A 25,805-nucleotide genomic window follows, 5' to 3' on the forward strand; every position below is an offset into this window, starting at 1 on the left:
TAGCCTTGAAAATTTATAAGCATAGTGAAAAAGAGATGCTGCTTCGCGCATATTTTATGCTTTTGCATACAAAAAAAACGCTCGGGACACCAAGCGTTACGAAATTGTAAAATATTGAGTTTATACGATATAAAATAGGAATAATCATACAGCTGCCCAAACGCTCACAGATCCAATAAAGCCTTTAAAATGATTCGACATAATTCGTCTTATTTCCTGCCCTGCTGGGCGTTTCGCTTCATTTAAAAAAGCAAAAAACACCTGCAAGTTACAGGTGCCTTTTGCCTAGTCGTTGTTATGAAACGTTTTAGTATCGTCCTAACCAATAAATCCCGCTGCTTGTAAAAATCTATTCAGCATCACTGCCGCCTGCGCTCTAGTTGCAAAGTCTTTAGGCGCGAAGGTTTGGTCGGCCATTCCGGTAATTATCCCTGCTTTAGCTGTCTCGGCAACTGCGGTCTCAGCCCACGGGGAGATCAGATCCTGATCGGCAAATGCAGCCTGCGCCCCGCTATCTACTGGCTCAGTTCCGTCTTTGGAGACAATCGTCAATGCTCTGGCAATCATAACCGCCATCTGTTCCCGGCTGATCTGCTCATTGGGCCCAAAGCGCTCAGTGGTTAGTCCTTGAACAAGTCCGGCTCTTACTGCTGCTTCTACCGAAGAAGCATACCATGCAGTCGGGGCTATATCCGTAAAACCTTTATACTCGGAGTCATGCTTTAAAGAGATTCCCATTCCGCGCACGAGTAAAGAAGCAAATTCAGCCCGCGTAATGCTGTCATTCGAAGCGAAACGCTCAGCGGAAATGCCATTAACAATGAACCTGGCAGCAAGCTGCTCAACCTCTGCTTTCGCCCAGTGTCCTTGCATGTCGGCAAAAGAAGGAGCGTCCTTCCTGATTACAGCATAGATGCTATGATGAGGAGTTCTCATGACGGCCTGCTTGCTGCCGTTGTTTCTTTCGCCCAATTGGGTTGGAATATATGAAACCTGTCTAGTCGCAGGATCATAATGCACGGCAAAAACCAAATCTCCCGCGGCTGCCTGATCAATTACAATGGCTTGAACCATATACGTTCCACCAAAATCGCTAATGTCAACCGTCTGCCCGTTCGCTACAGCCATTACTTTGAAATCAACGACGCTGCCTAGCAGACTGAACCCTTTGTCATTTCCAACCCGCACAAGCTCATTGCGCACAGTATCGCTGACTTGCTCCATCGTCGAATTGATTTTCAAATCGGATACGGAAACGCCAAGCCGCTTCGCCAGCTTCTCCAGATCAAGCACGCTAGCCTTAAGCTGCATGCTGGAGCCTTTTAATTCGACCTCGATTACGGCATTCGGGAAAGTCTTCCCAATAGCTGCAATCGATGAAGCTGGAAGCTGAACCTGAACGGCGCTTTCCTTATTGTCGATTCTAATTATAATAATCGGGTTCGCTGGGTCCTTGAACTGGCCAGCAGCCTGATTCAAAATACTTTCCGGGACCATCAGCTTTTGAACATTCGTTCCATCCGGTTTCTTCTCGGTTACCAGTACAGAAGGATCAACAATGACCACAACTCTGCCTGACGAATCCGTCACAATTTGATAGTTAGGCCGTACATTAGAAGAAGTCGAAGCTGGATTTGGTGACGGAATCGGTGTGGCCGTTGGGCTAGGACTTGGTGTAGCACTTGGTGTCGGTGTTGGGCTTGGCGTAGAATCGCCTACCGTTATCGTCAGCGTCTGAGCTGCTCCTCCACTAAACATAAATGTCAGGCTCGTTGTACCGACCGGCTGCGACATCATATATGCCTTCAGAATCGTTACTGTGCTGCCTGTTACAGTATAATCCGTTCCTAGAACGAGCGCCGCTGCGCCGTTAGCAACGCTGCTAAGCGTGTTGCCGTTCAGCGTCAGCCCCGTTGCCACGTCAACATTTGCCACTGCTCCCGTGTATTTATCAAAGCTGGCAGCCACAGGGCTGATGAGGCTGTCATTCGGTAGTGGAACAATGTTCGCAACCTCCATTTTTCTCACCGTTTCATTGCCTGCCAAATCCTTGGCGTAAACCGTATAGCTGCCATTGCTGGCCACATCAAAGCTTCCAGCAGCCAATAGGTCGGTTCCAGCACCCGCAAATGCGGCCGCACCATGATCGCCCGGAAGCCATTTCAAGCTGTGCAGCGAATTGCCAATACCATAGGTTGACGTGGTGACGTTCAGCGTTACCGGATCATTCGTCTGTGCGGTCGTTGATGGCGTTATAGAAATAACTGGCGCATCTGGCATCGTTACCTGAAAGGCCAAATTATTCGTTGATCTCGCTAAATAATAGTCATCACCTGCATAATGTACAGTGAAGGTATGAGTTCTCGGCTGCAGTGACGAAACCGTTAAGGTTGCCGTTCCGTTCGCAGCAAGTGAAGAGGAGCCCAGCAGCAAGCCCCCGTCCCTGAACTCAACGTTCCCAGTCGGAATGTCGAAATCACCAGTAAGGGAAGCGGTCAAAGTAATGGGCTGGAGATAGGTAGACGATGCTACCGACGTTTGCAGCGTTACCGCAGGCTGCAGAAATATTTTCACAGGCGTTGCTTGCGACCCGGTGCCATTTCCCCCATCACCAAGCATATATTCACTTCCCCACGACCATAATCGGCCATCTTGGTCAAGCCCATACGATACATCAAAACCGGCAGTTAGAGAGACAAATTGAAAAGACGTACCATTATCCGATACGGCTACTTTATGGGGAGCGGAATTTAATGTTGTGCCGTCTCCAAGCTGCCCGGCAGCATTCAATCCCCATGTCCACATATCACCGTTTTCATCGAGCGCCAGTACATGCTTGTTGCCTCCTGAAACTTGTGTGAACTTCACCGGGTTCCCGTTGTCTAGCACCGGATTTTTCTCTGGGAACCATCTATCGCTGGAGATTTGTCCATCACCAAGCTGCCCTTGATCATTTCCTCCCCAGGTCCATACGTTGCCGATGCTGTCGATGGAAAGCATCAGAAACGTACCCGTACCATAGCCTGCTCCGACTGCGATGGATTGAAATTCGGCTTCCAACGCGCCATCCATCACCCCTAATGGCGTGGGCATATACTGGCCATGGAAAATCTCCCAAATATGCTGCGTCGAATCGATTGCGATTCCGTTCTCCTCATTTCCCTCCAGCGTTTCAAAAACGACAGGGTCTCCGTTGCCGTCCGTCAATTCCCTTTTAGTAGGGACATAAGGATCAGGTGTCCACGTTCTGAAACCCCATATCCAAAGCGTTCCATTGCTATCCAACGCAAGCGAAGTAGTGCGCAGGGAGGCGATTTTCTTAAAGGTGACAGCTGTACCGCCGTCCATCACTTCAACCTTTGTCCAGACCATCGTACTCGCAGTCCCAGCGCCAAGTCCCAATTGGCCATCTCCATTATCTCCTGTCGACCACAGCTGCCCGCTCGTGTCCAAGGCAAGTGCGGAATTGAAGCCTGGCTTCACTTCCTTGAACGTCACAGTTGCGCCATTATCCATGACCGTAATCTTTTTCGGAGTATGCGAGGAAACGTTTGTCCCGTCTCCAAATTGACCAGATATGTTGCTGCCCCAAGCCCAGATTTGACCACTTGCATCCAGCGCCATTGTGGTGCCCAGTTGTGAAGCAACGGATGTAAACATCGTCCCCGCTGCAGATGCTTTTGGTGGCAGCAGCATCGGATATACAAATAGAATGACAACCATTATTGCAGCAAGCCATCTTTTCACAAAAATCCCCCTCAATTATATCGCTATACTGTATCGCTTAAAATAATGATAGATTCTGGCGCTTTAGGCACCATTACATTAAGCTAAATTATATTATTCTTAACAATTCTACCATAAAGTAATAGTAGGATTTATATTTTTTTATTCTATCCATTCCAATGTAAATACCGCGCTGTCGACTATTTTCTCCTAGTCTTCAACGCGGTCTAATTTCGCTTCGTTCCTCTTGTGCCAAACTCCTGAATATCAACTTCCACCACAATAGAAACAGGCATTCGACTAAAGCGATCCTCCCAGCCATCCTTCACCCGTTTCCATACCGCCGGCTTCTTAATGCTGAGGCGCTTGCCGAAACCCGCTACATCAACCTTGTACTGGCGCTGCGTCTTGGCGAGCGCTTTTTCCGCCATTTGCTTAATCATGACCGCCGTAGCCTTCTCTGCACGATTGATGAAATCAGCATCAAATGCGTCGCCAGGAAATGCCCAATCCTCCCGCAGCTTGCCCGTTGTCTTAATCTTCACCTGAAAAGAAATTTCGTCCCCCTGGACGATCGGCTGAATGCTGGACGTCATCTTCCGCACCTCATAACCAAGCATGGCGCCGCTGTCCGGCTCAATCCCCTCCACAATGCCATTAGAGTGATTGTTGCCAAGCAGCCAGTTCAGCCCCACCGTCTCGATTTCACTGAGAAAGCCGATCATCCGGGCTGTTGTCCCCCTAATGACTGCTGCGCTCGTGAGCTTCGCCCCTTCTGGCGAGTTGCCTGCGCCTTGAATGACAAAGCTGGACTGCCCGGTCAGATGCTCCGACATATTGCCAAGCGTTAGCGCCGGAGGAATACGCAGCGTCTTGCGATAATTGTCCGTTAGCTCGCGCAGCTCCAAAGCCGGGGTTTTCGTACTCTTCTGTTGTTGATAAATATCGCTCGCCTTTCCGTGAGAAATGACGACGCGGATGGAACGCCGTGTTTCGGTATTGCGCAGAAAAAAGTTAATGACATTTTTCAGATCAAGCTCCCGAGCCGCTTTCTCGCTAATAACAATGACTTGCAGATGCTCATAATTAGGTGGCCTTGCAGATCGGGTAGACAGCTCTCTAATGTTATCGAAGACGATTGGCCCAGCGCTGGACATGTTGACGTAATCCTTCTGCACCTTGCTGCTGGTGCTCTCCGAAAACTGGTTGGGCAGGGCAAATTGATGGGTCATGGCGATGATCGGCCTGGCCCCTTCCTCTTGTCCAGCTGGAAAATCAATGCCGACTCCAAGCGCAATGCCCGTTTCCTCAATTTCATTACGATCCCAGCAGCCCGTCAGCAGCAAAGGGATGACGAGCATGAGCAGCACAACAGACCTATTACGCGCGCTTATTTTTAGTTCCATGCCCCACCCTCCTCACCGCCGCCACTATAAAAAAAATAATGGGAATGGTGCCGAACATAAAAAACGAAGCATAACCGATATAGTCGCCAAGCTTAAACAGCTTGTTCAAATTGCTTGGCCAAATGGCAATCAAAAAAATACAAGGCAAAGACAAATAGGCGAATAGCTGAAATTTTTTGCCCGTTAGCTGTCCAAACCCCAAGCTTCCTCCATAATGGTACATCACGAAGGCTGTAAACATCGATATAACCCACAAGACGGTAAACAAAGATTCGAATCGCTCGAAAAAACCGCCGGGCAGCTCAATGTTCATTGCGACTGACATCGTTGGCCACGTTACGGTCTGCACCTCCTCCACCGTTAAGGAGCCAATCGCAACAGCAACAACCAGCGTATATAGCACCGCTGTCAAGCCGATTCCGGCGAAGGTTGCCTTGAGCGCCTTGCGGGCATCCGTCATGAAGGCCGTCACGAACAGCATCACTTCAAACCCGCTGTAGGATAAAATCGATGGCTCAATTCCTTTCAGCACCGGCGCAATGCCTTCCCCCAATACCGGGCGCAAATTGTCCAGCTCAAAGTCACCGAAGCTGAAAACGATAAAAGCAACCATAATCAGGACAATGATCGGCAAAAAAATCTCGATAAGCTGCGCGATCGCGTTGATTCCCGCTGTCGTCATATAAATGGCAACCCCCATAAACGTGAGCATGATAATGGCGATCGGCGTTTTATCCAGCAAATACATGCGCACAACCTCCCCCATGACACGCAGCAAGTAGCCAGCGGAAAAAATATAATACAGGCACATCATAGCCCCAACGCAGGAACCGATCCATTTTCCAATAATTTCCTGGCTATATTGATAATAGGTTCTGCCGGGAAAGCGCTGGCTAAGCTTTACAATAATGAAGCCGAACATCATAGCCAATATGCCGCTAAGCAGAACAGACAGCCATCCGTCGGGCGTTCCCGCACTCTTGCCAACGCTTTGCGGCAGCACGAGAATGCCTGTGCCGATCATTGCTTTCGCCGTCATCATCGCGGCTTGAGTAGCGGTAATCGATTCCTTGCTCCTATCCTTTGTCTTCATGCTGCATTCCCCTTGTCTCTATTTCTGCCGCTTATCGTCCTGAGGGCTGACCATGGCGGGACGCCGTTTCAACATATGGAGCGGAAAACGGAGGAAAAGGTCCTTCCACTGCGAAGGGCGCGCTGGCACAAACGGCGAGAGGTAAGGAACGCCGAAGCTTTTAAGCCTGGTCATATGAACGGTAATCAAAATATAAAACAAAATGACCCCATAAAGGCCCAGTACCGCAGCCGCCATCATCATGCCAAAGCGCAAAATGCGAATCGCCAGACCCGCCCCATACTGTGGAAAAGCAAACGAGGATATCGCCGTCAGCGCCACGACGATAACCATAATCGGACTGACAATTGCAGCTTGTACCGCGGCTTGACCAATGACAAGTCCTCCGACGATGCCAACCGCTTGTCCAATCGGCTTTGGCAGCCGCAGCCCCGCCTCGCGCAAAATTTCAAGCGTAATTTCCATAATGAGCGCTTCTACAATTGAGGGAAACGGCACGCCCTCTCTGCCTGCAGCAATCGATATGGCCAGCTTGGTTGGAATAAGTCCATGGTTATAGGAAATAAGAGCAATATACAGCGAAGGCAGGAACAGAGCGATAAAAGCTGCTCCATAACGCAGCAGCCGAATGAGCGAGGAAGGCAGCCAGCGCTCATAATAATCCTCTGGCGAGCTCATCATCATCGCAAACGTTACGGGCACAATGAGGGCAATAGGGGTTCCATCGATTAGAATAGCAACCCGGCCTTCCATTAAAGCACCCGCCACCCGGTCAGGCCGTTCGGTATTTTGCACCTGAGGAAATGGCGACATCACATTGTCTTCAACGAGCTGCTCGATATAACCGGATTCCAGCACCTCATCAATATCAATTTGCTTCAGCCTGCTTCTCGTTTCCTCCACCAACGCTTCATCTGTGAGCCCTTTCATGTACAGTAAAGCGATATCGGTCTGGGAGCGCCTGCCGATTTTGTACATGTCCATCGTGAAGCTCGGGTCTTTGATACGGCGGCGGAGCATGGCTGTATTGCTGCGCAACGTTTCGGTGAAGCCGTCCCGCGGGCCGCGCACGACCGCTTCCGAAACCGGCTCCTCAATCGAGCGGCGCTCCCAGCCATGAGTGTCAATGACGAGCGCCGTATCTGTCCCATCCAAAAGCAATACGGTGTTGCCAGACAATACCTCCATGACACAAGCATCAAGTTGATTTTGCGCCTTCACCTCGCCTGCCGAAATAATCGCCTCGGCTATCGTCGCCCTTCTGTCATATCCGGCAGCGTTTTTCTCCAGATGCAAAAGCGGCTTGAGCACTTGTTCATGAATCATCGGCTTGTCGACCAAGCCATCGATATAGATAAGCGCAGCCTGAAAGCCCAAACGGCCCATCATGAACGAGCGAATAACCACGTCTGGACTGTGCCCGATGCGCTTTCTCATTTCCTTCACATTATGGTGAAGCTCTTCGAACAGCTTCGTGTCATTCATCATGATGGTCCACCCCCTTATGCTGCAAATATCCGAGAATAATCGAAGTTAGCTTTACCCAATAAGTGGATTTTGATGCAAGTGAATGGAGCTAAGCACAGCCCCCTTTCTAAAAGCAAGAGCAGGCCAAATGTTATGTTATAATGAACCATCATATAAGATACACTTTCCAATCAAGCAGCAAATATAGATGAACGATTGCTTATGCTGATCGCCGCAGAAAAAAGGATTCAAGCGATCAAGGAATACCGGGAAGTAAGCGGTGTTGGCCTCAAGGAAGCCAAAAATTATGTGGATGATTTGGAGCGGAGGCAGCGTTGACCCGCTTTGAGTTGCCTCTTGTACTCCTCTTTTCCAATTTTGAATCTTTAGTGTCTATCCTATTTCACTACTCATAAAGTGATAGAATAGAGTATTCCTTTCAAAATATAAATGAGGAGCAAAACAAGTGCGGTCACATCCAATTTATTTTTTACGTATAGCCGGTTTGCTAGATGGTATTTCTTTATTAGTGTTGCTAGGCATCGCGATGCCCTTGAAATATATTTGGGGGTTCGATAAAGCCGTAACGATAGTAGGGAGCATTCACGGGGGGATATTCTGTTTATATGCAGCAGCTATCCTTTATGCTGCGGTTCGGGTGAAGTGGAGCCTGCTTTGGTCTGCCGCAGCTGCCATCGCCGCTTTTGTGCCATTCGGCAACTTTGTGCTGGACCGGAAGCTGAAGAAGGTGCAGGCCAATTATAGCTTACGGACTTTCAACTACGCGGTGCTCGTATACAGCATTGTGTTTTTTTCCTTTTTCGATTTATTTTCCCAGCTTCCGGTCATGAGTACGTTTGCAGCCTCTGTCGGCGCCAGCTCATTTATTGTAGGCTTTGTCATCGGGCTGTATTCGTTATCCAATACGCTCGGCAATATTTTATCGGGGATAATGACGGACCGGATCGGGCCCTTCAAGATTTTAATGGTGGGGCTGGTGCTATCCAGCAGCGCTCTGCTGCTCTATCATTTTGTAGAAGAACCGTTATTATTGATCATCGTCCGAATCATTCACGGTTTTGTTGCCGGATTAATTGTTCCCGCAGCATTTACCTTTTCGGCAAACACGACGATTAATGGCCAGCAAGGGAAAAAAGTCGCTTTCACCGGCACATTCGTTGGGCTGGCCGCCATTATCGGTCCTGCTTTCAGCGGCATTATGGCCAGCAAAACGTCCGTACCCTTCGTGTTCACCTGCGTCGCCGTGATGGGGTTTGCCCTTGCCATCTTATCGGCCATTTTTCTCAGCAAATATAAAATTGCCAAAAAAGAGAAGGACGACGCTGCCTCTTCGCCAGCAGGCTCGATTTTTAATGCGGGCGTGATCAAAGCGTATGGCGGTGCTTTCTTCTTAATGTTCTCCCAAGGCGTTATCGCTTATTTGCTGCCATTGCACGTGCAGTCTTTAGGATATGATTCGAGGTTAAGCGGCACTTTAATGAGCACGTTTGGCATTATTGCGGTACTCATCTTTGTCCTTCCGACCAATCGTATTTTTGACCGCGTTGCCCCAGCCAAAACGATGGCGCTCGGCATAGGCTTAATGGGATTAAGCCAGCTGCTCATTAGCCAATCGACGACGACTCTTACTCTATATGGCGTGCTCGGTTTATATGGGATCGGCTTTGCCTTCCTGTTTCCATCGATTAATACGATGCTGATTAATGCAACGCCAGCAGAGCTGCGCGGGAAAGCATACGGTTATTTTTATGCCTGTTTCTCCTTAGGGGTAGTTGTAGGCTCTTCCTTGTTAGGCTGGCTGCCCTTCAATACGCTTCAAGGGTTTATGTTTACTGGCGTTGTCCTGCTGCTGTTTGCCGCTTTTGTAGCGTTGAATGGGAACAAGGATCGTGCTATGAATTTTTAAAAATTTATCGATATTTAGCATATTACTCCATGCACATGATACCGATTTCATCTTGTGAATTTTCTAGGCCTAAGATCAGATTTTTTCTATTCAAAGCATTTAAATAAAAATACTTTGAATAGAGAAAAACCAATATCTTAAATTGATGTTTAATTACGAAGTACAAAAAAAGCTCTTTAGTTTCATCTATTACCTAATCACAATAAACTTCTTTTATCTTCCCGATTCAATGAGTATAATAAAAAAGAACTTCATTTTAGTAAATTATACTTAATATTGGAGGAATCATGTCAATTATTAAAGATAGATATTTGACCTTATCTCCCAGAAAAGATTACTTAGCTGACCCTGTCGTTTTAGCTCAGGCCTGGAAGAAATCTCAAAATTATATTAGAAGGCATAATTGGTATGCCGACGTACTGGAACTCGACCTTTCTACCATTAATCTGGAGAACAATTTAACATCATGGGCCAAAGAATTGGATAGTAACCAATATGAGCCAAGAGAATTATGGCTAGTCCCGGCACCTAAAACATCAACTTGGTTCTTCCCAGAAGAAGGTCCTACACATTGGAGACCAAAAGACAAAGAATTGGGTCGAGATCACGATGAAAATTTCATTCCCGAAGAAGACTTTAGCCTCAGACCACTAGCCCACATTGACATTAAAGACCAGTCCATTGCTACGGCTGCCATGCTCTGTTTGGCTGATGCAATGGAGACTTTACAAGGACCAACCGAGGGAAATGACTTTCTAGAAGCACAGATTAGAAAGGTATTTAGTTATGGAAACAGATTGCACTGCAGGTGGGAAATATTTAATGGAAAGCAAACCGCTAAATTCGGCTGGGGAAACTCCAAATGTTATCGAATGTATTATGATGACTACGAGCAATTTTTGAAGCGTCCTAAATTTATGTGCCAGTATTATAGTTCTAACGCACAACCAAATACTAAACAATATGTCGTTACACTTGATTTAAAAAAATTTTATGATCGTATTGATAAAAAAGCATTAGTTAATGAAGCTAAGTTTTTATATAAAGAATATATGAAAGTGTATGGAATAAACAGCCTTTTAAAGGATGACGCTTCCTTTTGGCAAACTCTGCACAAGGTCTTTGCATGGAAATGGAATACAGAGGACAACAACCACGCAATGAGAGTTTTCGATATTATAAATCTGCCCAATGGTATACCCCAGGGACTTGTTGCGGCAGGTTTTTTTGCCAATATATATATGCATCGTTTCGATCAAAAAGTTGGTGAGCTCTTACATGAGGAATTAGAATCTAATAGTTCTCTATTTCATTTTACAATTCACGATTATTGTAGGTATGTGGATGATATACGTTTAGTAGTTGAAACCAACGAGAATTGCCCTCCTGAATTTCTGCTTAAAGGAGTTCTTGAACATATCGATCTGTGTCTTTCCCAACATCTTTCCACAATTAGAGCTGATAAGAAACTGGAGCAGCTATGCATTAATGATCAAAAAACAAAAATTCAAAGCTATCAGGAGATTTCAAGTCAGAACGACTTATCAGCCCGTATGAAGATGATCCAAAATGTAATTAGTGGCACACCGGATATCGATTCTCTTCGACAAGTTATCGGTGACCTTGATGGTCTACTTCAGCTTTCAGAGCAGTTAAGTCACAAACCAAATGATTCAATAAACGGACTTGAACTATCAAGAATTGCCTTGCCTAACGTTGACGTTAACTCTGACACACTTAAACGCTTTGCAGCGAAACGTCTTGTCGATGCTCTAAGAATGCAAAAGGGAATAAGCATTCCAGAAGATACTGTTGTACAAAAGCCCCAGCATAATGGACAACAGAACGAAAAACTATTAGATCACGATTTTGAACTCTACGCCCGTAGATTGATTTCAAATTGGTCTAGAAATCCGGCTTTGTCCTCTCTACTTAAATTCGGATTGGATCTCTATCCGGATGCTTCGCTGCTTAAAATAATACTAAAAGCTCTAGATTCTAAAATGTTTAATATAGATTTTGACAATAAGAATGCCCATCGTCATAAACTTGCCATGGAGTATGTTGCTGCGGACCTTCTCTGCTCCTGTTCTGTATGGCTTGGATACCGAGAAAAGAAAACTTATCAATATATTCTAGATATTCAGACATTTAGGGAGACACTGGCTCAATTCGCTCGAAAAATACTTGATGAGGTTGCTCGTTTCCCTTGGTATCTTAGCCAACAGGCTGCTCTTTATTTGGCATCTCTGGATCAACCTTATTCACCAACAAAATTAATGAACCAAAAGGGACTAAACCATTACTATTTATTGCATCAATCCTTACTTTATGAATCAATTGCAAACACAGATCTACTTATTATCGAGAAACGTATGATTGTAGCATTAGTAGCACAACAACTTAAACCCAATTCCTCCCGTTTTGCACTTTGGGTTTCTGAGATCTATAATAAGTTATCCATGGAACAACAAATACGTGTTTTAAAACTGCTCGTTATGAATCGTCCGGACTTAGTTCAGGAAATTATGAAAATCACTAATATTGAAATAGAAATACATGTTGCTATCCCAGAACTCTCTTCTATTTATTACAGAAATTCTTTCGAAAATCAACATAACAAAAAACTTTTCACAACCTTGATCAATAAAAAGAGATATAATCTAGCATCCGTTATCACTAGTATAGATAATCCCTTTCAACAAGAAAATGCGCTCCTGCTTTTTATCGAAAAGTTAGTAAGTTCAGACTTTTACGATAGATTAAAATCTAAGCAAGGGTTATCAATTGAGGAAATTGAAATTACATTCAAACATTTGAATTCCATTCAGAATCCGAACCGATTAGATACGTTTGATCTTCGGTCTTCAAGTTCCTCTACACCCAAGATACCATTAGACCATTTATTTGAAACCTCTTGGATTAACGAAGAACATCGATGGCTTTACAACCTTGGCAGTATATTAAGATCGTGCATTACGGGGGAATATGATTTTACAACACATTCCTTTTTAATTAGGCAAGATAATAATGTTTCCTCTGGTTATAGAGGGTTAAAATCCACTTGGTTTACCCGACGATTAGGCATGTCCGTGTTTGCTGAGGGTATATTTACTGAACCGTTACCATTGTCTCCATGGATGAGCGAACTTCTTTTGAGTATGTTGCAGTGGCCTGGAATCCAATATTTTGAGAAATATCTTCAAGGGTTCAACACTGCTCCAAATCGTGAAGAACTCCTGAAAATTATTCGAAAGCGAATAATTGAACAAAAAGAAATATATGGTAATTTCTCCAATACACCTACTTATGTACTACCTGTAATCAATCGTAAACGAGAAGAAGACGCTCAGTTTCGAGTAGTTATTGTACAGTCCTTGCTGCCAAGCAGTAACGAATTTAATATGAAAGATCCTCTCTATTGGACGTCTGAATTTAAGAAAAAGCATCGTGCTCATACTTACGATGTTTGCAGCTTAGTAACTAAACATCTAGCTGCAACATCACAAGCCACTACAAACCAAAGAAAAGCGGCAAACACTGTCGATATGATAGTTTTCCCGGAACTTTCAGTACAAGCCGACGATATTGATTTATTACAAAGACTATCTCGGGAAACTCGCTCCAGCATTTTTGCGGGAATCTGCTTTCAAGAAAGAAATACTGATAAAGCACACATTAATCAGGCCGTATGGATTTTATACTCTGAAGAAAGCCCCAATGTTATTGTGTGGCAAGGAAAACAGCATATGACCGTTGAGGAGGATACGATGAATATACAAAGTCATCGACCTTATCAATTACTCGTAGAATTTAAAAAAGCAGGAGATCGTACTATTCGCGTAGCAGGTGCCATATGCTATGACGCTACTGATTTGACATTGGCTGCTGATCTTCGTGATATTTCAGATATGTTCGTCATTGCTGCAATGAATAAGGATATTGATACGTTTGATCATATGATTACATCTCTAAACTATCACATGTATCAACCAGTTGTTCTTGCTAATATTGGTGAGTATGGTGGCTCTGCCGCCTATGCGCCGTTTAAGGGACACGATAAACTGATTGCCCATGTACATGGTAGTAACCAACTTGCAATAAGCATGTTCGATATTGATCCTACATTATTTAAATCTAAAACCAAAAGCAAATCTAAATCTAGTAGGCAAGTAAAGACCTCGCCCGCGGGGTATAATCGACGATAATAAGTAATAAGAGCGTACAAACACAAAGAAACACGTTAATTTCAGCGTATTTCTTTGTGTTAAATATATTACATTCAGTTCACTTTAATTATCACAAACTAAATGAATATATTGCGATAGAAAAAACATTAAATCTATAAAAATCAAATTACTTTCATTAAACTGTCATTCCCGCCTACTGCACGGCAATGACCACATTGCCTTTTTTATGCCCTTGATCCACATAGCGATGCGCCTCAGCGATTTGCTCCAGCGGGTAGCTCCGGTCGATCACGCCTTTGAGCTCGCCGCGCTCAATCAGCTCCTTCAGAAACAGCAAATCCTCCACAAACACCTTCGCGACGCCCTGTCCCTCCACCGTTAAAAATGTCCCGTTCGGCGCCAGCGCCTTGCGGGCATGTGCTTTCGTGGTTTTGCCCACCGCATCTAAGATGATATCGTAACGCTCGCCTGTTTCCGCAAAATTATGCAGCGTATAATCAATAACATGATCTGCGCCGAGTGCCCCTACCCATTCCACATTAGAGGTGCTGCATACGCCCGTAACGTCTGCTCCAAAATGCTTGGCAAGCTGGACTGCGGCAGCGCCTACTGACCCGGAAGCTCCATAAATCAGCACCTTTTGGCCGCTTTGCAAAGGCCCCTTGCGAAAAAAATGCAGCGCCGTCGTTCCGCCGAATAGAACAGCAGCGGCTTCTTCATAAGAAATATTGGCTGGCTTATGCGTGACCAGGTCCTTTTCCGAGAGACAGACATATTCGGCGTAGGCGCCAAAACGCATGCCCGTGAACGCGTAAACGGAATCGCCTATGTTGAATTTTTTGACATCCTTGCCGACCGCTTCAACCTCTCCCGTTAGCTCCACGCCTAAAATCGGCTGTCTTGGTTTAGTTATTCCGAGGAAGAGCCGCATGGGGAGCCGATATAAAAATGGACTTTTAAAGCCGCGAACTCGGCAATCCCCGGATGTAACAGAGGTCGCATGCACCTTGATTAAAATTTCATCGTCCTGCGGAGCCGGCTTATTCACTTCTTTGACCTGTAAAACCTCCGGTGCTCCATACTTTGTGCAAAATACAGCTTTCATCGTTTTCGTTGCGTTCAACGGTTTCATATAGATATCCTCCTGCGTGCATTTATATGCCATAAGTATAGAGGCAGGGAAGAACAGCAAGTAGCTACTTAAGTATGGTTTTGAAAATGGCGCTGGCGACACGATTCCCTTATCGGTTTAGCCTGACTCCCCTTTTATTGACATCTATCATTCGATATAGTATGTTTTATTTAGTTAAGCACTTAACCATATTCCTTGAAGGTGATACTATGAAAGACTTGCAGCAATATGTACTCGATTTGCCGCTTCATAATTCGGTGTTTTTTTCAATGGTTGAAACAACGGCGAGGCTAGTCGAGGTATCGGAGAAATATTGGCAATCCAAAGGACTTAATGGAGCCAGGATGCGCCTTTTAGTTGAAATCATGAAAGCAGGGGGCACCATCCTTCCCTCCAAGCTTGCAGCCAAAATCGGCGTCACCAAATCGAATATCAGCCTGCTGCTCATACCAATGGAGAGTGATGGGTACATTCGCCGGGAGCCTCATCCCAAGGATGGCCGAAAATCCGTCATCTCGATAACCAATGAGGGGCAGAGCCTGCTGCTGCAATATTTGCCCGAGAACCGACAAGGGATTGCCGAAAAAATGCAAGCGCTGGAGGAGCATGAATTACATCAGCTTTTAGCTTTATTAACGAAGTTGAAACAGGGCTAAAGCTCTTTTTACCCATTTAGTTAAGGACTTAACTTTCTGTAGGAGAGGGTGGTATTTTTGTCAATCGTCATAACAGGAGCAAGCGGCAAGCTGGGGACTCTCATTTTAAATCAACTGCTCCACAAAGTTCCAATGAACCAGATCATTGCTTGCGTTCGATCTCGCGAAACGGCCAGGCCCTATGAGGAGCTGGGGATTACGGTACGTTACTGCGATTATGATCGCCCCGCTTCTCTTGAATCCGCCTTCGCAGGCGCATCCAAGCTGCTATTCATTTCGAGCTCCCATCCTGATGATTCGATTCGTATGCGCCAGCATACCCAAGTGATTGAAGCAGCCAAAAAATCAAAGGTCGAGCAGCTGCTCTATACCAGCTTTGCTTTTCCGGAAAAAGGCTCGATTCCGCTCCCTCACTTGCATTTAGCTACCGAGCATGCCATTCAAGCCACGGGTATCCCCTATACTTTTTTACGGAATGCCTTATATATCGATTTTATTGATACCCTTGATTTAAAGACGGCTATAGAACGCGGAGAATTGCGTGTGCCTCCCGGAGATTGGCTGTTTAATTCCATTCCTCGGCAAGATATTGCTCTAGCCGCTGCGGCCGTTCTTGCTGAACCCGGCCATTTGAACAAAACCTACGAGCTTACGGCATCCAGCCCATGGTCGTTCAGCGATTTGACTGCTGCGATGGCCGAGCTTGCCCGCAAGCCTATTTCCTTGCAGGAAGACGCCACCATTCAAAATTGGATATACGGCTTTCTCCGCAAAATCGATGCTTCATCCACCTCCAATGATTTGGAGCAGCTAATCGGTCGTCCGTCCACCTCATTAAAAGAAAGCATAAAACCATTTATCTCTTTATAGCTTTATAGCTTTATAGCTTTATAGCTTTATATGATCGCTGTATACAATCATTCCATTTTAGTAAGGAGCCATTTCTTTATGACGCATAGGTGGGAAGCTATATTTACCAAGCTGCAACAAATTTCGCCTATTCCTGAAGAGGAAGAGCAGGCCTTCAAGCGGTTAGTCGTGTACAAATCCATTGCAAAAAACAGCCATTTTATTCAAGAAGGAGAACAGGCAGACTCCATCGGTATATGCGTCAGCGGATTGTTTCGATTGTATTATACAACGCCTGACGGAGTGGAGTTCAATAAAAGCTTTTGCGCTAAAAATGATTTTATCGCGGCTTACAGCTCTTTGCTGGAGAACGTCCCTGCTTATTTTTCCATACAGGCGTTGATGGATAGCGAATTAATGATTATTCCGTATAAGGATTTTCAATCGTTGTATGACCGTCATATTTGTTGGGAACGGCTGGGGCGAGCTTTAATCGAGCAGTTATATGTAAAAAAAGAAAGGCGCGAGCGCGAGCTGCTTTTTCTGTCCGCTGAAGCAAGATACCGCATTTTTCTTGAGCAATACGCGTTAGAAGCCAAGCATGTTCCGCAGTATCATGTGGCCTCCTATCTGGGAATTACCCCTGTCGCCCTAAGCCGAATTCGCCGAAAATTAACCTAGGTTAATGAAAAGCTCCCCTCCTTGCTCTACAGTTGAGGAAAGAAAGGGGAGATTTTTTTGAAGCGATCCGGGCATACCATTCTCATTACCGGCGGGGCCTCAGGCATTGGGCTAGCTTTAGCTGAGCAATTCATCCGGCATAATAATCACGTCATCGTTGCCGGCAGGGATGAGCGCAAATTGCTAGAAATGAAAGCAACCTATGCGAGCATCACAACCTATGCTTGTCATATTGAGGTCGAAGAACAGCTGAATGCGCTTGTCGCGCAGCTGTACAATAACCATCCAGAGCTGGACGTTGTTATTAACAATGCCGGAATACAATATAACTATTCCTTATTGGAGGCGCAGCCTGCTTCTAAGCAAATAAAGGAAGAAATCGCGATCAATTTGACCGCACCTATTGTTCTTGCCTCCAAGCTGCTGCCGCTGCTTGCCCGCCAGCATGAAGCCGCAATTGTTAACGTTTCATCTGGTTTAGGCCTCGTTCCGAAAAAATCTGCTCCCGTTTATTGCGCGACGAAGGCGGGGTTGCATCTATTTTCCAAATCCCTCCGCTATCAGCTGGGAAAAACAAAATATCGCCAGATGAGTTAGCTTCGCAATTTATGGATTATTTTCAAAATAACCGCTTGGAGGTGCCGATTGGCAAAGTGAAATGGCTAAAGACTATCCAGCGCTGGTTCCCGTCGCTTGCCGAGCGCATATTGAAAAATAGTTAGCTGCTTTAGCGGCATTACCCCACACGATTTTATTTTTCATTAAAATATTCCTAACTCGCGGGCGCGTGCTACCGCTTCAGTTCGCCGCTTGACCTGCAGCTTGTCGAATATGTTGCGGTTATGGCCTTTGACTGAGCTTAGGGCGAGAAATAGCCGTTCGCTAATCTGACGGTTCGAGAGCCCTTGCTCAATCAACTGCAGCACCTCCAGCTCTCTTCCAGTTAATGGCTCAATAAGCGGCTCAGAGGCGTGTTTCAGCCGTGGCTTCAGCCGGTCTTTGCCTTCTGGACCTTCTGGACCATTTTGGCCTAATGGGCTTGCGTGACTTAGCTTGCCTATTTTCTCCTCGGCTTCACATGCAGCGAGCACCTGATTCCGATAGCTTGAGCCAGCTCCTCGGGCAACGATCTCTCGCAGCAGCTTGCGAATGGGCAGCCCTTCATCGACAAAAACGCGAATGAAGCCGCCGGGCTCAGCAAGCACCAGCGCTTCGGCCAACATAGCTGTGGCTTTGACCTTATCGCCATGTTCATACCAAGCGGCGGCTTGTGCCACACTTGCCTTGAGCCGTTCATACGGCAGCTCCTTCGCTTCCGCGTGCTCCCGCCACAGCTTTAAAATCGCAAGCGCAGCGGCTGGATTCCCTTGCGCTAATTCACACTTTGCCTCGCTGATCGCCAGCTCATTTTTTGCCGCAAGCTGGGCGGCCGCTTCGGTGCTGCCTTGGCGAAGCAGCACTAGCACCTGCACCTCTGCAATGGCCGGCATTTGCAAAGCATGCTGCTGCTGGCGTGCTGCATGCTCTGCCTTTGCCAGCAGTGCAGCCGCACCGCCGACGTCTCCTCTCGCCAGCAGCAGGCGTACAAGAAATACCTCGACCTCAATGGCATGGTCTGTATGCTCCAGCTGCTGCGTGAGTGGAAGGGCTATTTGGGCATACTGCTCAGCGGCATTCAGCTCATTCCATTGGTAATAAATGCGGGCTAAGCCCAAATAGGCTACGCCTGCTGCGGGCAGCGGCGGCTCTCCCGCCAATTCAAGCGCGTGACGATAAGTCCCTGCCGCCGTATCAAGCAAATTTTCCGCTTCTTGAATGCTTGCAAGGCCAATCGCCGCCATAAACGAAATGATGACATGCCCGATCCGCTTGCTGCTGGCCAATGCTTCGGCATAAGCCCTGCCCGCAGCGCCATATTCTCCCTGAAGCTGATACGCATAGCCGAGCGTCCACGTCGTAGCTGTGCGAACAGAGTGATTATCCGGATGCAAATAATCGAGCGCACGCCGCGAATGAGCCAAAATCATGTCTGGCTGGTGCTTGCTCACCGCAAGCGTGGCGCGAATCGATGCTGTATGACCGATCCAATCACGGGTGTTCGCATCTTGGCAGGCGTCCGCTTGCAAAAGCTGTTCAGCAGCTAGCAGCTTCTGTTCAACACCGCTTAATTGTCCCGTCATCAGCAGCGCCGAAGCATAGAGCACGAATAGGGAGGGACGTGCCGCAAACTCCTTTTCCGGCAGCGAATCCAGCCATTTCAGCGCAGGAGTGACCATCCCTCGAAAAATAAGGGAGACGCCATCTCCCTCCAGCAGTCTGGCAGCACCTTCAATGTCCTGAGCGGCTGCTGCATGGTGAAAGGCTTCCAGCACAAAGCCATTTAGCTCATACCACTTGCTCGCACGCCGATGCGATTCATTTACGCCCTCGCCTGCCGCATCCACAGATGAGCTCCCTTGCTGCTTCTGGGCAAGCCGCTGCCGCAGCAAATCGCCAAACAGATGATGATAGCGGTACCAGCGCCGCTCATTATCCAGCGGGACGATAAACAGATTAGCACGCTCCAAATATTCTAAAGTCGTTTGCCCATTTGCTTGGTAATCGCCTTTGGGATTGGTTTCGGATAATAAGCCCCATTCCCCGTTTTCTGGGCGAAGCACAGCATCGCAAAGCGGACCGCAAAAACGGTCGAGCATGGAGGTGCCCAATAAAAAATGCTGAATGGCTGCAGGCTGCTGCTGCAGCACTTCTTCAACCAAATAATCCAGCACAAACGGGTGGCTGCCCGTAAATGAGTGAATAAAGCTGGACGTATCCGCTTGCCCCTGCATGGAGAGTCCGGCGAGCTGCATTCCTGCAACCCAGCCTTCTGTGCGATTCTCCAGCATGGCTATATGTTCGGTCGTCAGGCTCAGACCCATCACCCGTTCAAAAAATTCGCTTGCCTCGGGCAGCGTAAAGCGCAAATCAGCAGCGCGCACCTCGGTTAGCTGGTCCCGCACACGCAGGCGGGCCACAGGCAAGTGATGAAGCTCACGGGTGACAATTACAAGATGCATGGGTGGCGGCAAGTGTTCAAGAAGAAGAGTGATAGCTTGATAAATCGACTTATTTTCTAATTTATGAAAATCATCAAGTACAACCAGGAATGGGTGAGTAATCGAGGCGATTTCGCTCAGCAGCGCCTTGACCAACGTTTCAATGGGCAGCGGCTGAGGAGCTTGGAGCAGCTTTAGCAGGCCAACGCCAAAATTCGGCGCGACCGTCATCAAAGCAGCGTGCAAATAAAGCATAAAAGTGAGCGGATCGTCGTCCCCTTCATCCAGTGAAAGCCAGCACGCGGGCCTTCCGCAGCTTCTGATCCAATCGCTGGCGAGCGTTGTTTTGCCAAAACCGGCAGAGGCCGAGATGACCGTCAGCTTGCGGTGCAAGCCTTCATTCAACCGTTCAATTAGACGGGGGCGCAGCACAGCGTTCGAGCGCGGCACCGGTATATATAGTTTTGTAGACAATATTGGGGTTATCATAGCTCAATTATAATAATCGCATTCCTGCATCGTCAATCCAATAGATGATAGATGTTTGCTGTGCCAAGCCCGTAAGCTGGTCCTGCCGGAACGCAACGCTCCTGTTATATTTTTTTCGAATCAAAACAAAGGGAAAGTCATATTTCACCTATTTATGCAGGTTTGCTACGATTGCAGCAAGATGTAAAGGAGGCTTAACAATGAACTATCGAAAATTAGGATCCAGCGGCCTAGTCGTAAGTGAATTGGCTTTAGGGAACTGGATTACTCATGGGGCACAAGTAGATAATGAGACGGCTAGCGCCTGTGTTCATGCTGCATGGGATGCGGGGATTACGACGTTCGACACAGCGGATGTTTATTCGGAGACGAGGGCAGAAGCGGTGCTCGGACAAGCTCTGAAAGGCATTCGCCGAGAAAGCATCGAGCTGTGCACCAAAGTGTATCATCCAACAGGAACGGGCCCTAACGACAGAGGTCTGTCTCGTAAACATATAATGGAGGCTTGCCATGCTTCTCTAAACCGCTTGCAGACGGATTACATCGATGTCTATTATGCCCATCGCTTTGATCCGGAAGTATCGCTCGAAGAAACCTTTCTTGCTTTTTCGGACTTGGTGCGCCAAGGCAAAGTGTTATATGTAGGCGTCAGCGAGTGGACAGCCGAGCAGATTAGCAAAGGTGCTGCACTTGCCAGGGAGCTGCGTGTTCCATTGGTGGCCAGCCAGCCCCAATATTCCATGTTATGGCGCGTGATTGAAGCGGAGGTCGTTCAAGCCAGCGAGCGGGAAGGCATCGGACAGGTCGTCTGGTCCCCTCTTGCCCAAGGCATTCTTACGGGGAAATATTCGCCGGGTAAGCCATTTCCGCAAGGGTCGCGTGCAGCGACGTCGGCGGGTGCTCCCTTTTTCGAGAAATTAGCAGGCCAATGGCTGCGCACTGAAGTTTTGCAGGCGGTATCCAAGCTCTCCACTACTGCACAAGAAGCTGGGCTGACATTGCCACAGCTTGCCATCGCTTGGGTGCTGCAAAATCCACAAGTATCGGCCGCAATTATTGGAGCTTCGAATCCTGGGCAAATTCAAGAAAACGTCAAAGCCGCAGGCATTCGACTTGCTCCTGATTTGCTCAAGCAAATCGATGTGATACTAGAGGGGCTAATTGAGCGCGACCCTTCAAAAACCGGTTGAACTTGTTCTGGTTACTGGCTATATAAGTTGAACTAGGAAAGCTCATTTTAATCATATTTGGCCATCAGCTCAGATAAGGTTCTTTTTATACAATCCAACAGCTCTGGCGAATTTTTAATCGTCACAACATGTCCCAAGCTGATGAAAAACTTTGCAAAAAACAGCAGGTCACCTCTCGGGATACTGCCCTCGAGCCAGCCGGTTCCATCGCTTCGAATATGAAGCTTGGGTTCCGGCCAAGGCTCTCCCTCGCACATCTGCACCCCCTCTTTCGTAAGTTCGGCATAAAGTGCCACAGCATCCTGCTCTATTACGCCCTTCGCTTGTCTATTTTCAAGGTGAACATGCCTAAAATCCCGCGGTTCTGCTGTTGAAGCAGCCACAGCAACCATTCGGTCACAGCGAAACAAACGGAAGTCATCGCTCTGGAAGCAATAGGCGAGGCAGTACCATAAACCGTTCCTTGTATAGATGCCAATCGGCTGTACCTCGCGGCTTGTTCGTTTTTCCGAGGACTCGTAATCAATGAGCAGCACTTGCTGCTGGATAGCTGCATCCAGCAGAATCGATAAATACGGGGATTGGGCCTGCCTCGCAGGAGATACAAAATCAACGCGGCTCTTCATTTGATCAATGCGGTCCCGGGTATCCTGCGCCATATAATGATAAAATTTTCGCAATGCCGAAGAAGCATCAGCTTCAAATGGAAGCGATGAATAGTGGCGAAGGGCATGAATGGAGAAAAAGATAGCGACGGCTTCCTCCTCGGAGAAGGCAATCGGCGGCAAAATTCTTTCCTTCAGCACACGGTAGCCGCCATGAGGCCCCACCTCCGAATATAACGGCACCCCTAATTCGCTCAATTCCTGCAAATCTCTTAATATCGTTCTTTGCGAGACGCCAAACTCTTGAGCAAGCTCCTTTACGGTAAACTTGCGTTTGTGATTGACAGCCATCATTAATTCCATAAGTCTTTTGGATTTAGACATCCTAACACTCCGATTATTTAATTATGACAATAGTTGTCACTATTATCTGTTATCGTTGATATGAAATCAAGTGGACTGCTATCCAAAAGAATACGAGGAGGATATAGCATGCAACATTTTCAGGACAAGGATACGGCGGCAAGAAAATATTTCAAATCGGGCAATCATACGCTCTCTTATCTCGACTTTGGCGGAGAGAGCCGCCATATACTGCTCACCTTGCATGGGCATATGAATGATGCTAGAACCTATTCGGAGCTGGCGTCCAAATGCACGGATTGGCGAGTTATTGGTTTAGACCAACGTGGACATGGCTGGAGTGAGCATCCTCAGGATAAGGATTATTCAAGGGAAAGCTATTTGGAGGATATTTTGAACCTGATTCGCATAGAGCTAGGCGGACAACCGGTCACCCTATTGGGCCATTCCTTAGGCGGAGTTAACGCTTATCAGTTTGCCGCACGCTACCCCGAGCTTGTCCATGCTGTTATTGTCGAGGACATCGGTGTCGAAATTAACGCCGACTTGTCCTTTGCCGAGACACTTCCCACGCGCTCCTCATCCCTGCAGGAACTGAGAAGATCACTTGAGCTTGCCGGCATTAAGGCAATTGATTACTTCTCAGAAAGTGTGTTTGAGGATGAAAGAGGTTGGGGATTCCGCTGCGATTTAAAAGGAATGCTCATTTCTCAGCAAAACTTAAATGGGGCTTGGTGGGACGACTGGCTAGCCTCCCGTTGTCCTATTTTGCTTATTCATGGCAAAAAAAGCTTCGTATTAAACGCAGACCAAGCCGAACTGATGGTATCTCGAAGACCAAATACAACACTTGAAGTTTTTGAAAAATGTGGCCACGGTGTCCATTCGGATGATCCGCATCGTTTTTATCAAGTAGTCAGCGAGTTCCTAGCCAAAGTGTTCTAAGCTTACGCTTCACTTACATGGATTCAGTTTCTATCGGGGCCACTTCTTCCATTGTCCGATGAAAGGCCGATAAGGCAGCCTTGTTCACGTCGGTTCTCCAAGCGGTATAGAGGGGAACTGGCGGGACACTTTCTTTAAAAGGACGATAGACGACGCCGCTGCGCTGAAAGACAGCTACAGAAGACGGAACGATAGAAACGCCTAAATTCGCAGCCACCAAATTGACGATTGTATACATCTGGGTCGCTTCCTGTACGACGTTTGGATAAATGCCGTGCTTCGCACAAAAGCCTGTAATGAGATCATGAAAAGAGGCGCCGAGCTTTCGCGGAAACAATATAAACGGCTCTGATTCTAAATCATGGATAGAAATTTCCGTAAGCTTCGCTAATGGATGCTCTTCAGGCAATACGGCAACAAGCGACTCGCTTGCTAGCGTACGATAGCTAATATGCTGAGCCGGTTCGATAAAACGCAGAAACCCGATATGAATCGTTCCGTCACGCAGTGCCAGCCATTGCTCAGCAGACGTCATTTCGCATAAAGTAAGCTTGATTCTCGGATATTGGTTCCTGAACGCTTTCAAAATATGTACCAAGCTCTCACCTGCCGCTGAATCCACAAAGCCAATGACCAGTTGTCCGATAATGCCTTGGCTGGTTAACTGAGTCGTTTTAATGGATTGCTCCAATTGGGCTAATATCATTTTGGATTCCTCTAAAAAAACGGCTCCCGCTGGCGTAAGCCGAACTTGCCTCTTGTCGCGTTCCAGCAGCTTTACGCCAATTCCCTCTTCCAGCTCCTTCATTTGCTGGCTTAGGGGCGGCTGCGTCATATTCAACTTTTGTGCGGCACGGCTGAAATGAAGCTCCTCCGCCACAGCAATAAAGTATTGCAGCTTACGAATATCCACTGGCTTTCCCTCCCCTGCTCTAACTCATCTATTAACCTATAAGTATAAGGACATTTCTGGCCCAATGCGAATCCCGAAAAAACTGTATCCATACAGTTTGCAGCATTCCACATTGTTCAGGCCGCGATTTCGGTTTATCCTTTAAATAACGGATTAAGGCTCGTGAGCCTATTCCCACCTTTCCAAGCTGCGCTGCGGCTTGAGAAATCTTTTGGAGGCGCGGACGATGAACGAACTGAACGCTTTATTTCGCAAAAAAGTAGGGATTCCAGAAAGCGAGGTTATTCCTTTCGATCGCTTAGCCTACGTGCTTGAGAGATTGGCAAAAACCGTACCTTTTGAAAATTTAAATATAATTAGAAAAAGCAGCGCTGTTATAACGAAAGAATATGTCATTCAAAAAATTCTAAAGGATCAAGAAGGCGGGCTTTGCTACGAAATAAATGCGCTGCTTTATCTTTTTTTGATCGAAAATGGATTTGACGCTGTTTTGACGCGCGGGGTTGTCTACAATCATGATACGCAAGCGTATTTCACGCTGGGAAGGACGCATTTAACGACTCTGCTTACTCATGAGGAGCAAACCTATCTTTTAGATTCGGGATTTGGAGGAAATTTGCCGTTAAAGCCTGTTCCTTTAACAGGTGAAACGATCACGTCGAGCAATGGCCAATTTCGCATAAAAAAAGAAGATAGCGAGCATGGAGACTACCTTCTTGAAATGAAGCTGAAGCATAAGGATACCGATTGGAAAGTCGGCTATGCCTTCGATTCTCAAAAGCAGCTGACTGACTTAACGGAATGTAATGCCATCCGCCATATTGTATACGAACATCCAGAATCCCGATTTAATAAGCATCCATTGATCACACAAATAACAGATGATGGAAGCGTAACTTTGACCGATACTTCTTTAACACAATGGAAGGACGGCGTTTTAACAAAAGAGCAGATCGATATGGGGGACTACGAAAGGCTGCTGAAGCAGCATTTTGGAATGTCGAGCAAAGGAAGCGGTTATGGCCCGAGCTTGGAGAAACGGTGATTGAGGAAAAATGATGGATTGTTCATTTGAAAGGCTCACGATATAATAATAGCATATAGGCCGTGAAGAACACGCCGCTTCCATACATTG

18 protein-coding genes are annotated in these 25,805 nt (G+C 46.8%); 10 read left to right on the forward strand and 8 right to left on the reverse strand.

The window, feature by feature from the left end; all coding sequences use genetic code 11:
* Positions 1-318: 318 nt before the first annotated feature.
* The 4 genes from AC50Y5_RS20775 to AC50Y5_RS20790 form a co-directional block, all read right to left on the reverse strand.
* A complete protein-coding gene (locus AC50Y5_RS20775; RefSeq protein WP_494863460.1) occupies positions 319-3,747 on the reverse strand; it encodes an S-layer homology domain-containing protein in 3,429 nt (1,142 codons plus the stop codon).
* A 206-nt stretch (positions 3,748-3,953) separates the two neighbouring features.
* Positions 3,954-5,132 carry a Ger(x)C family spore germination protein gene (locus tag AC50Y5_RS20780; protein WP_056040915.1) on the reverse strand — a complete coding sequence of 393 codons (1,179 nt, stop codon included), beginning with the start codon at positions 5,130-5,132 and terminating at the stop codon, positions 3,954-3,956.
* Complete coding sequence (locus AC50Y5_RS20785; protein WP_494863462.1) at positions 5,107-6,225, reverse strand: GerAB/ArcD/ProY family transporter; 1,119 nt, start codon at positions 6,223-6,225, stop codon at positions 5,107-5,109. The genes AC50Y5_RS20780 and AC50Y5_RS20785 overlap by 26 nt, the downstream gene beginning before the upstream one ends.
* A gap of 18 nt (positions 6,226-6,243) precedes the next feature.
* Entirely contained in the window at positions 6,244-7,713 is a 1,470-nt protein-coding gene (locus tag AC50Y5_RS20790; RefSeq protein ID WP_235533281.1) for a spore germination protein, read from the reverse strand.
* A 201-nt stretch (positions 7,714-7,914) separates the two neighbouring features.
* Between AC50Y5_RS20790 and AC50Y5_RS20795 the strand changes: the two genes are divergently transcribed.
* The 3 genes from AC50Y5_RS20795 to AC50Y5_RS20805 all read left to right on the forward strand — a co-directional run bounded on the left by AC50Y5_RS20795 (position 7,915) and on the right by AC50Y5_RS20805 (position 13,827).
* Entirely contained in the window at positions 7,915-8,031 is a 117-nt protein-coding gene (locus AC50Y5_RS20795; protein WP_081419046.1) for a ribosomal protein L7/L12, read from the forward strand.
* Positions 8,032-8,158: 127 nt separating this feature from the next.
* Positions 8,159-9,619: an MFS transporter gene (locus AC50Y5_RS20800; protein ID WP_494863465.1), complete on the forward strand. Its 1,461-nt coding sequence runs from the start codon at positions 8,159-8,161 to the stop codon at positions 9,617-9,619.
* A gap of 287 nt (positions 9,620-9,906) precedes the next feature.
* The gene (locus tag AC50Y5_RS20805; RefSeq protein ID WP_494863467.1) at positions 9,907-13,827 is read left to right on the forward strand and encodes a reverse transcriptase domain-containing protein; all 3,921 of its coding nucleotides are present in this window, start codon (positions 9,907-9,909) and stop codon (positions 13,825-13,827) included.
* 175 nt (positions 13,828-14,002) lie between these two features.
* Here AC50Y5_RS20805 and AC50Y5_RS20810 read toward each other — a convergent pair whose 3' ends face one another.
* Positions 14,003-14,914 carry an NAD(P)-dependent alcohol dehydrogenase gene (locus AC50Y5_RS20810; RefSeq protein WP_056041449.1) on the reverse strand — a complete coding sequence of 304 codons (912 nt, stop codon included), beginning with the start codon at positions 14,912-14,914 and terminating at the stop codon, positions 14,003-14,005.
* Between the two features lie 101 nt (positions 14,915-15,015).
* On the opposite strand from AC50Y5_RS20810, the gene AC50Y5_RS20815 reads away from it, so the two are divergent.
* The 4 genes from AC50Y5_RS20815 to AC50Y5_RS20830 all read left to right on the forward strand — a co-directional run bounded on the left by AC50Y5_RS20815 (position 15,016) and on the right by AC50Y5_RS20830 (position 17,724).
* Complete coding sequence (locus AC50Y5_RS20815) at positions 15,016-15,597, forward strand: MarR family winged helix-turn-helix transcriptional regulator (protein ID WP_494863469.1); 582 nt, start codon at positions 15,016-15,018, stop codon at positions 15,595-15,597.
* 57 nt (positions 15,598-15,654) lie between these two features.
* On the forward strand, positions 15,655-16,467 hold the full coding sequence (locus tag AC50Y5_RS20820; protein WP_494863471.1) for an NAD(P)H-binding protein: 813 nt from the start codon (positions 15,655-15,657) through the stop codon (positions 16,465-16,467).
* Positions 16,468-16,545: 78 nt separating this feature from the next.
* Entirely contained in the window at positions 16,546-17,127 is a 582-nt protein-coding gene (locus AC50Y5_RS20825; RefSeq protein ID WP_494863473.1) for a Crp/Fnr family transcriptional regulator, read from the forward strand.
* Between the two features lie 57 nt (positions 17,128-17,184).
* A complete protein-coding gene (locus AC50Y5_RS20830) occupies positions 17,185-17,724 on the forward strand; it encodes an SDR family oxidoreductase (RefSeq protein ID WP_056040898.1) in 540 nt (179 codons plus the stop codon).
* 164 nt (positions 17,725-17,888) lie between these two features.
* Here AC50Y5_RS20830 and AC50Y5_RS20835 read toward each other — a convergent pair whose 3' ends face one another.
* Entirely contained in the window at positions 17,889-20,639 is a 2,751-nt protein-coding gene (locus tag AC50Y5_RS20835; RefSeq protein ID WP_494863476.1) for a winged helix-turn-helix domain-containing protein, read from the reverse strand.
* A 215-nt stretch (positions 20,640-20,854) separates the two neighbouring features.
* Between AC50Y5_RS20835 and AC50Y5_RS20840 the strand changes: the two genes are divergently transcribed.
* Positions 20,855-21,844 (forward strand): aldo/keto reductase family protein, encoded by a 990-nt coding sequence (locus tag AC50Y5_RS20840; protein WP_494863478.1) that lies wholly within the window; start codon positions 20,855-20,857, stop codon positions 21,842-21,844.
* Positions 21,845-21,891: 47 nt separating this feature from the next.
* Here the strand turns inward: AC50Y5_RS20840 and AC50Y5_RS20845 are convergent, their stop codons facing one another.
* Positions 21,892-22,833 (reverse strand): helix-turn-helix transcriptional regulator, encoded by a 942-nt coding sequence (locus tag AC50Y5_RS20845; protein WP_056040895.1) that lies wholly within the window; start codon positions 22,831-22,833, stop codon positions 21,892-21,894.
* A 108-nt stretch (positions 22,834-22,941) separates the two neighbouring features.
* Here AC50Y5_RS20845 and AC50Y5_RS20850 point away from each other — a divergent pair, with 108 nt between their 5' ends.
* Positions 22,942-23,757 (forward strand): alpha/beta fold hydrolase, encoded by an 816-nt coding sequence (locus tag AC50Y5_RS20850; protein ID WP_056040894.1) that lies wholly within the window; start codon positions 22,942-22,944, stop codon positions 23,755-23,757.
* Between the two features lie 13 nt (positions 23,758-23,770).
* Here the strand turns inward: AC50Y5_RS20850 and AC50Y5_RS20855 are convergent, their stop codons facing one another.
* Positions 23,771-24,670: a LysR substrate-binding domain-containing protein gene (locus AC50Y5_RS20855; RefSeq protein WP_494863481.1), complete on the reverse strand. Its 900-nt coding sequence runs from the start codon at positions 24,668-24,670 to the stop codon at positions 23,771-23,773.
* Positions 24,671-24,896: 226 nt separating this feature from the next.
* Here AC50Y5_RS20855 and AC50Y5_RS20860 point away from each other — a divergent pair, with 226 nt between their 5' ends.
* Positions 24,897-25,715 (forward strand): arylamine N-acetyltransferase family protein, encoded by an 819-nt coding sequence (locus tag AC50Y5_RS20860; protein WP_494863483.1) that lies wholly within the window; start codon positions 24,897-24,899, stop codon positions 25,713-25,715.
* Positions 25,716-25,805: the final 90 nt, after the last annotated feature.

The organism is Paenibacillus sp. JT22N7 (genome assembly GCF_059383875.1).

What these genes read in the sequence shown, in the direction of transcription:
- AC50Y5_RS20815 (WP_494863469.1), top strand. Translation starts at nt 15,016, where the DNA reads ATGGTTTTGAAAATGGCGCTGGCGACACGATTCCCTTATCGGTTTAGC.
- AC50Y5_RS20790 (WP_235533281.1), bottom strand. Translation starts at nt 7,713, where the DNA reads ATGATGAATGACACGAAGCTGTTCGAAGAGCTTCACCATAATGTGAAG.
- AC50Y5_RS20840 (WP_494863478.1), top strand. Translation starts at nt 20,855, where the DNA reads ATGAACTATCGAAAATTAGGATCCAGCGGCCTAGTCGTAAGTGAATTG.
- AC50Y5_RS20785 (WP_494863462.1), bottom strand. Translation starts at nt 6,225, where the DNA reads ATGAAGACAAAGGATAGGAGCAAGGAATCGATTACCGCTACTCAAGCC.
- AC50Y5_RS20810 (WP_056041449.1), bottom strand. Translation starts at nt 14,914, where the DNA reads ATGAAAGCTGTATTTTGCACAAAGTATGGAGCACCGGAGGTTTTACAG.
- AC50Y5_RS20850 (WP_056040894.1), top strand. Translation starts at nt 22,942, where the DNA reads ATGCAACATTTTCAGGACAAGGATACGGCGGCAAGAAAATATTTCAAA.
- AC50Y5_RS20795 (WP_081419046.1), top strand. Translation starts at nt 7,915, where the DNA reads ATGCTGATCGCCGCAGAAAAAAGGATTCAAGCGATCAAGGAATACCGG.
- AC50Y5_RS20805 (WP_494863467.1), top strand. Translation starts at nt 9,907, where the DNA reads ATGTCAATTATTAAAGATAGATATTTGACCTTATCTCCCAGAAAAGAT.
- AC50Y5_RS20825 (WP_494863473.1), top strand. Translation starts at nt 16,546, where the DNA reads ATGACGCATAGGTGGGAAGCTATATTTACCAAGCTGCAACAAATTTCG.
- AC50Y5_RS20860 (WP_494863483.1), top strand. Translation starts at nt 24,897, where the DNA reads ATGAACGAACTGAACGCTTTATTTCGCAAAAAAGTAGGGATTCCAGAA.
- AC50Y5_RS20780 (WP_056040915.1), bottom strand. Translation starts at nt 5,132, where the DNA reads ATGGAACTAAAAATAAGCGCGCGTAATAGGTCTGTTGTGCTGCTCATG.
- AC50Y5_RS20845 (WP_056040895.1), bottom strand. Translation starts at nt 22,833, where the DNA reads ATGTCTAAATCCAAAAGACTTATGGAATTAATGATGGCTGTCAATCAC.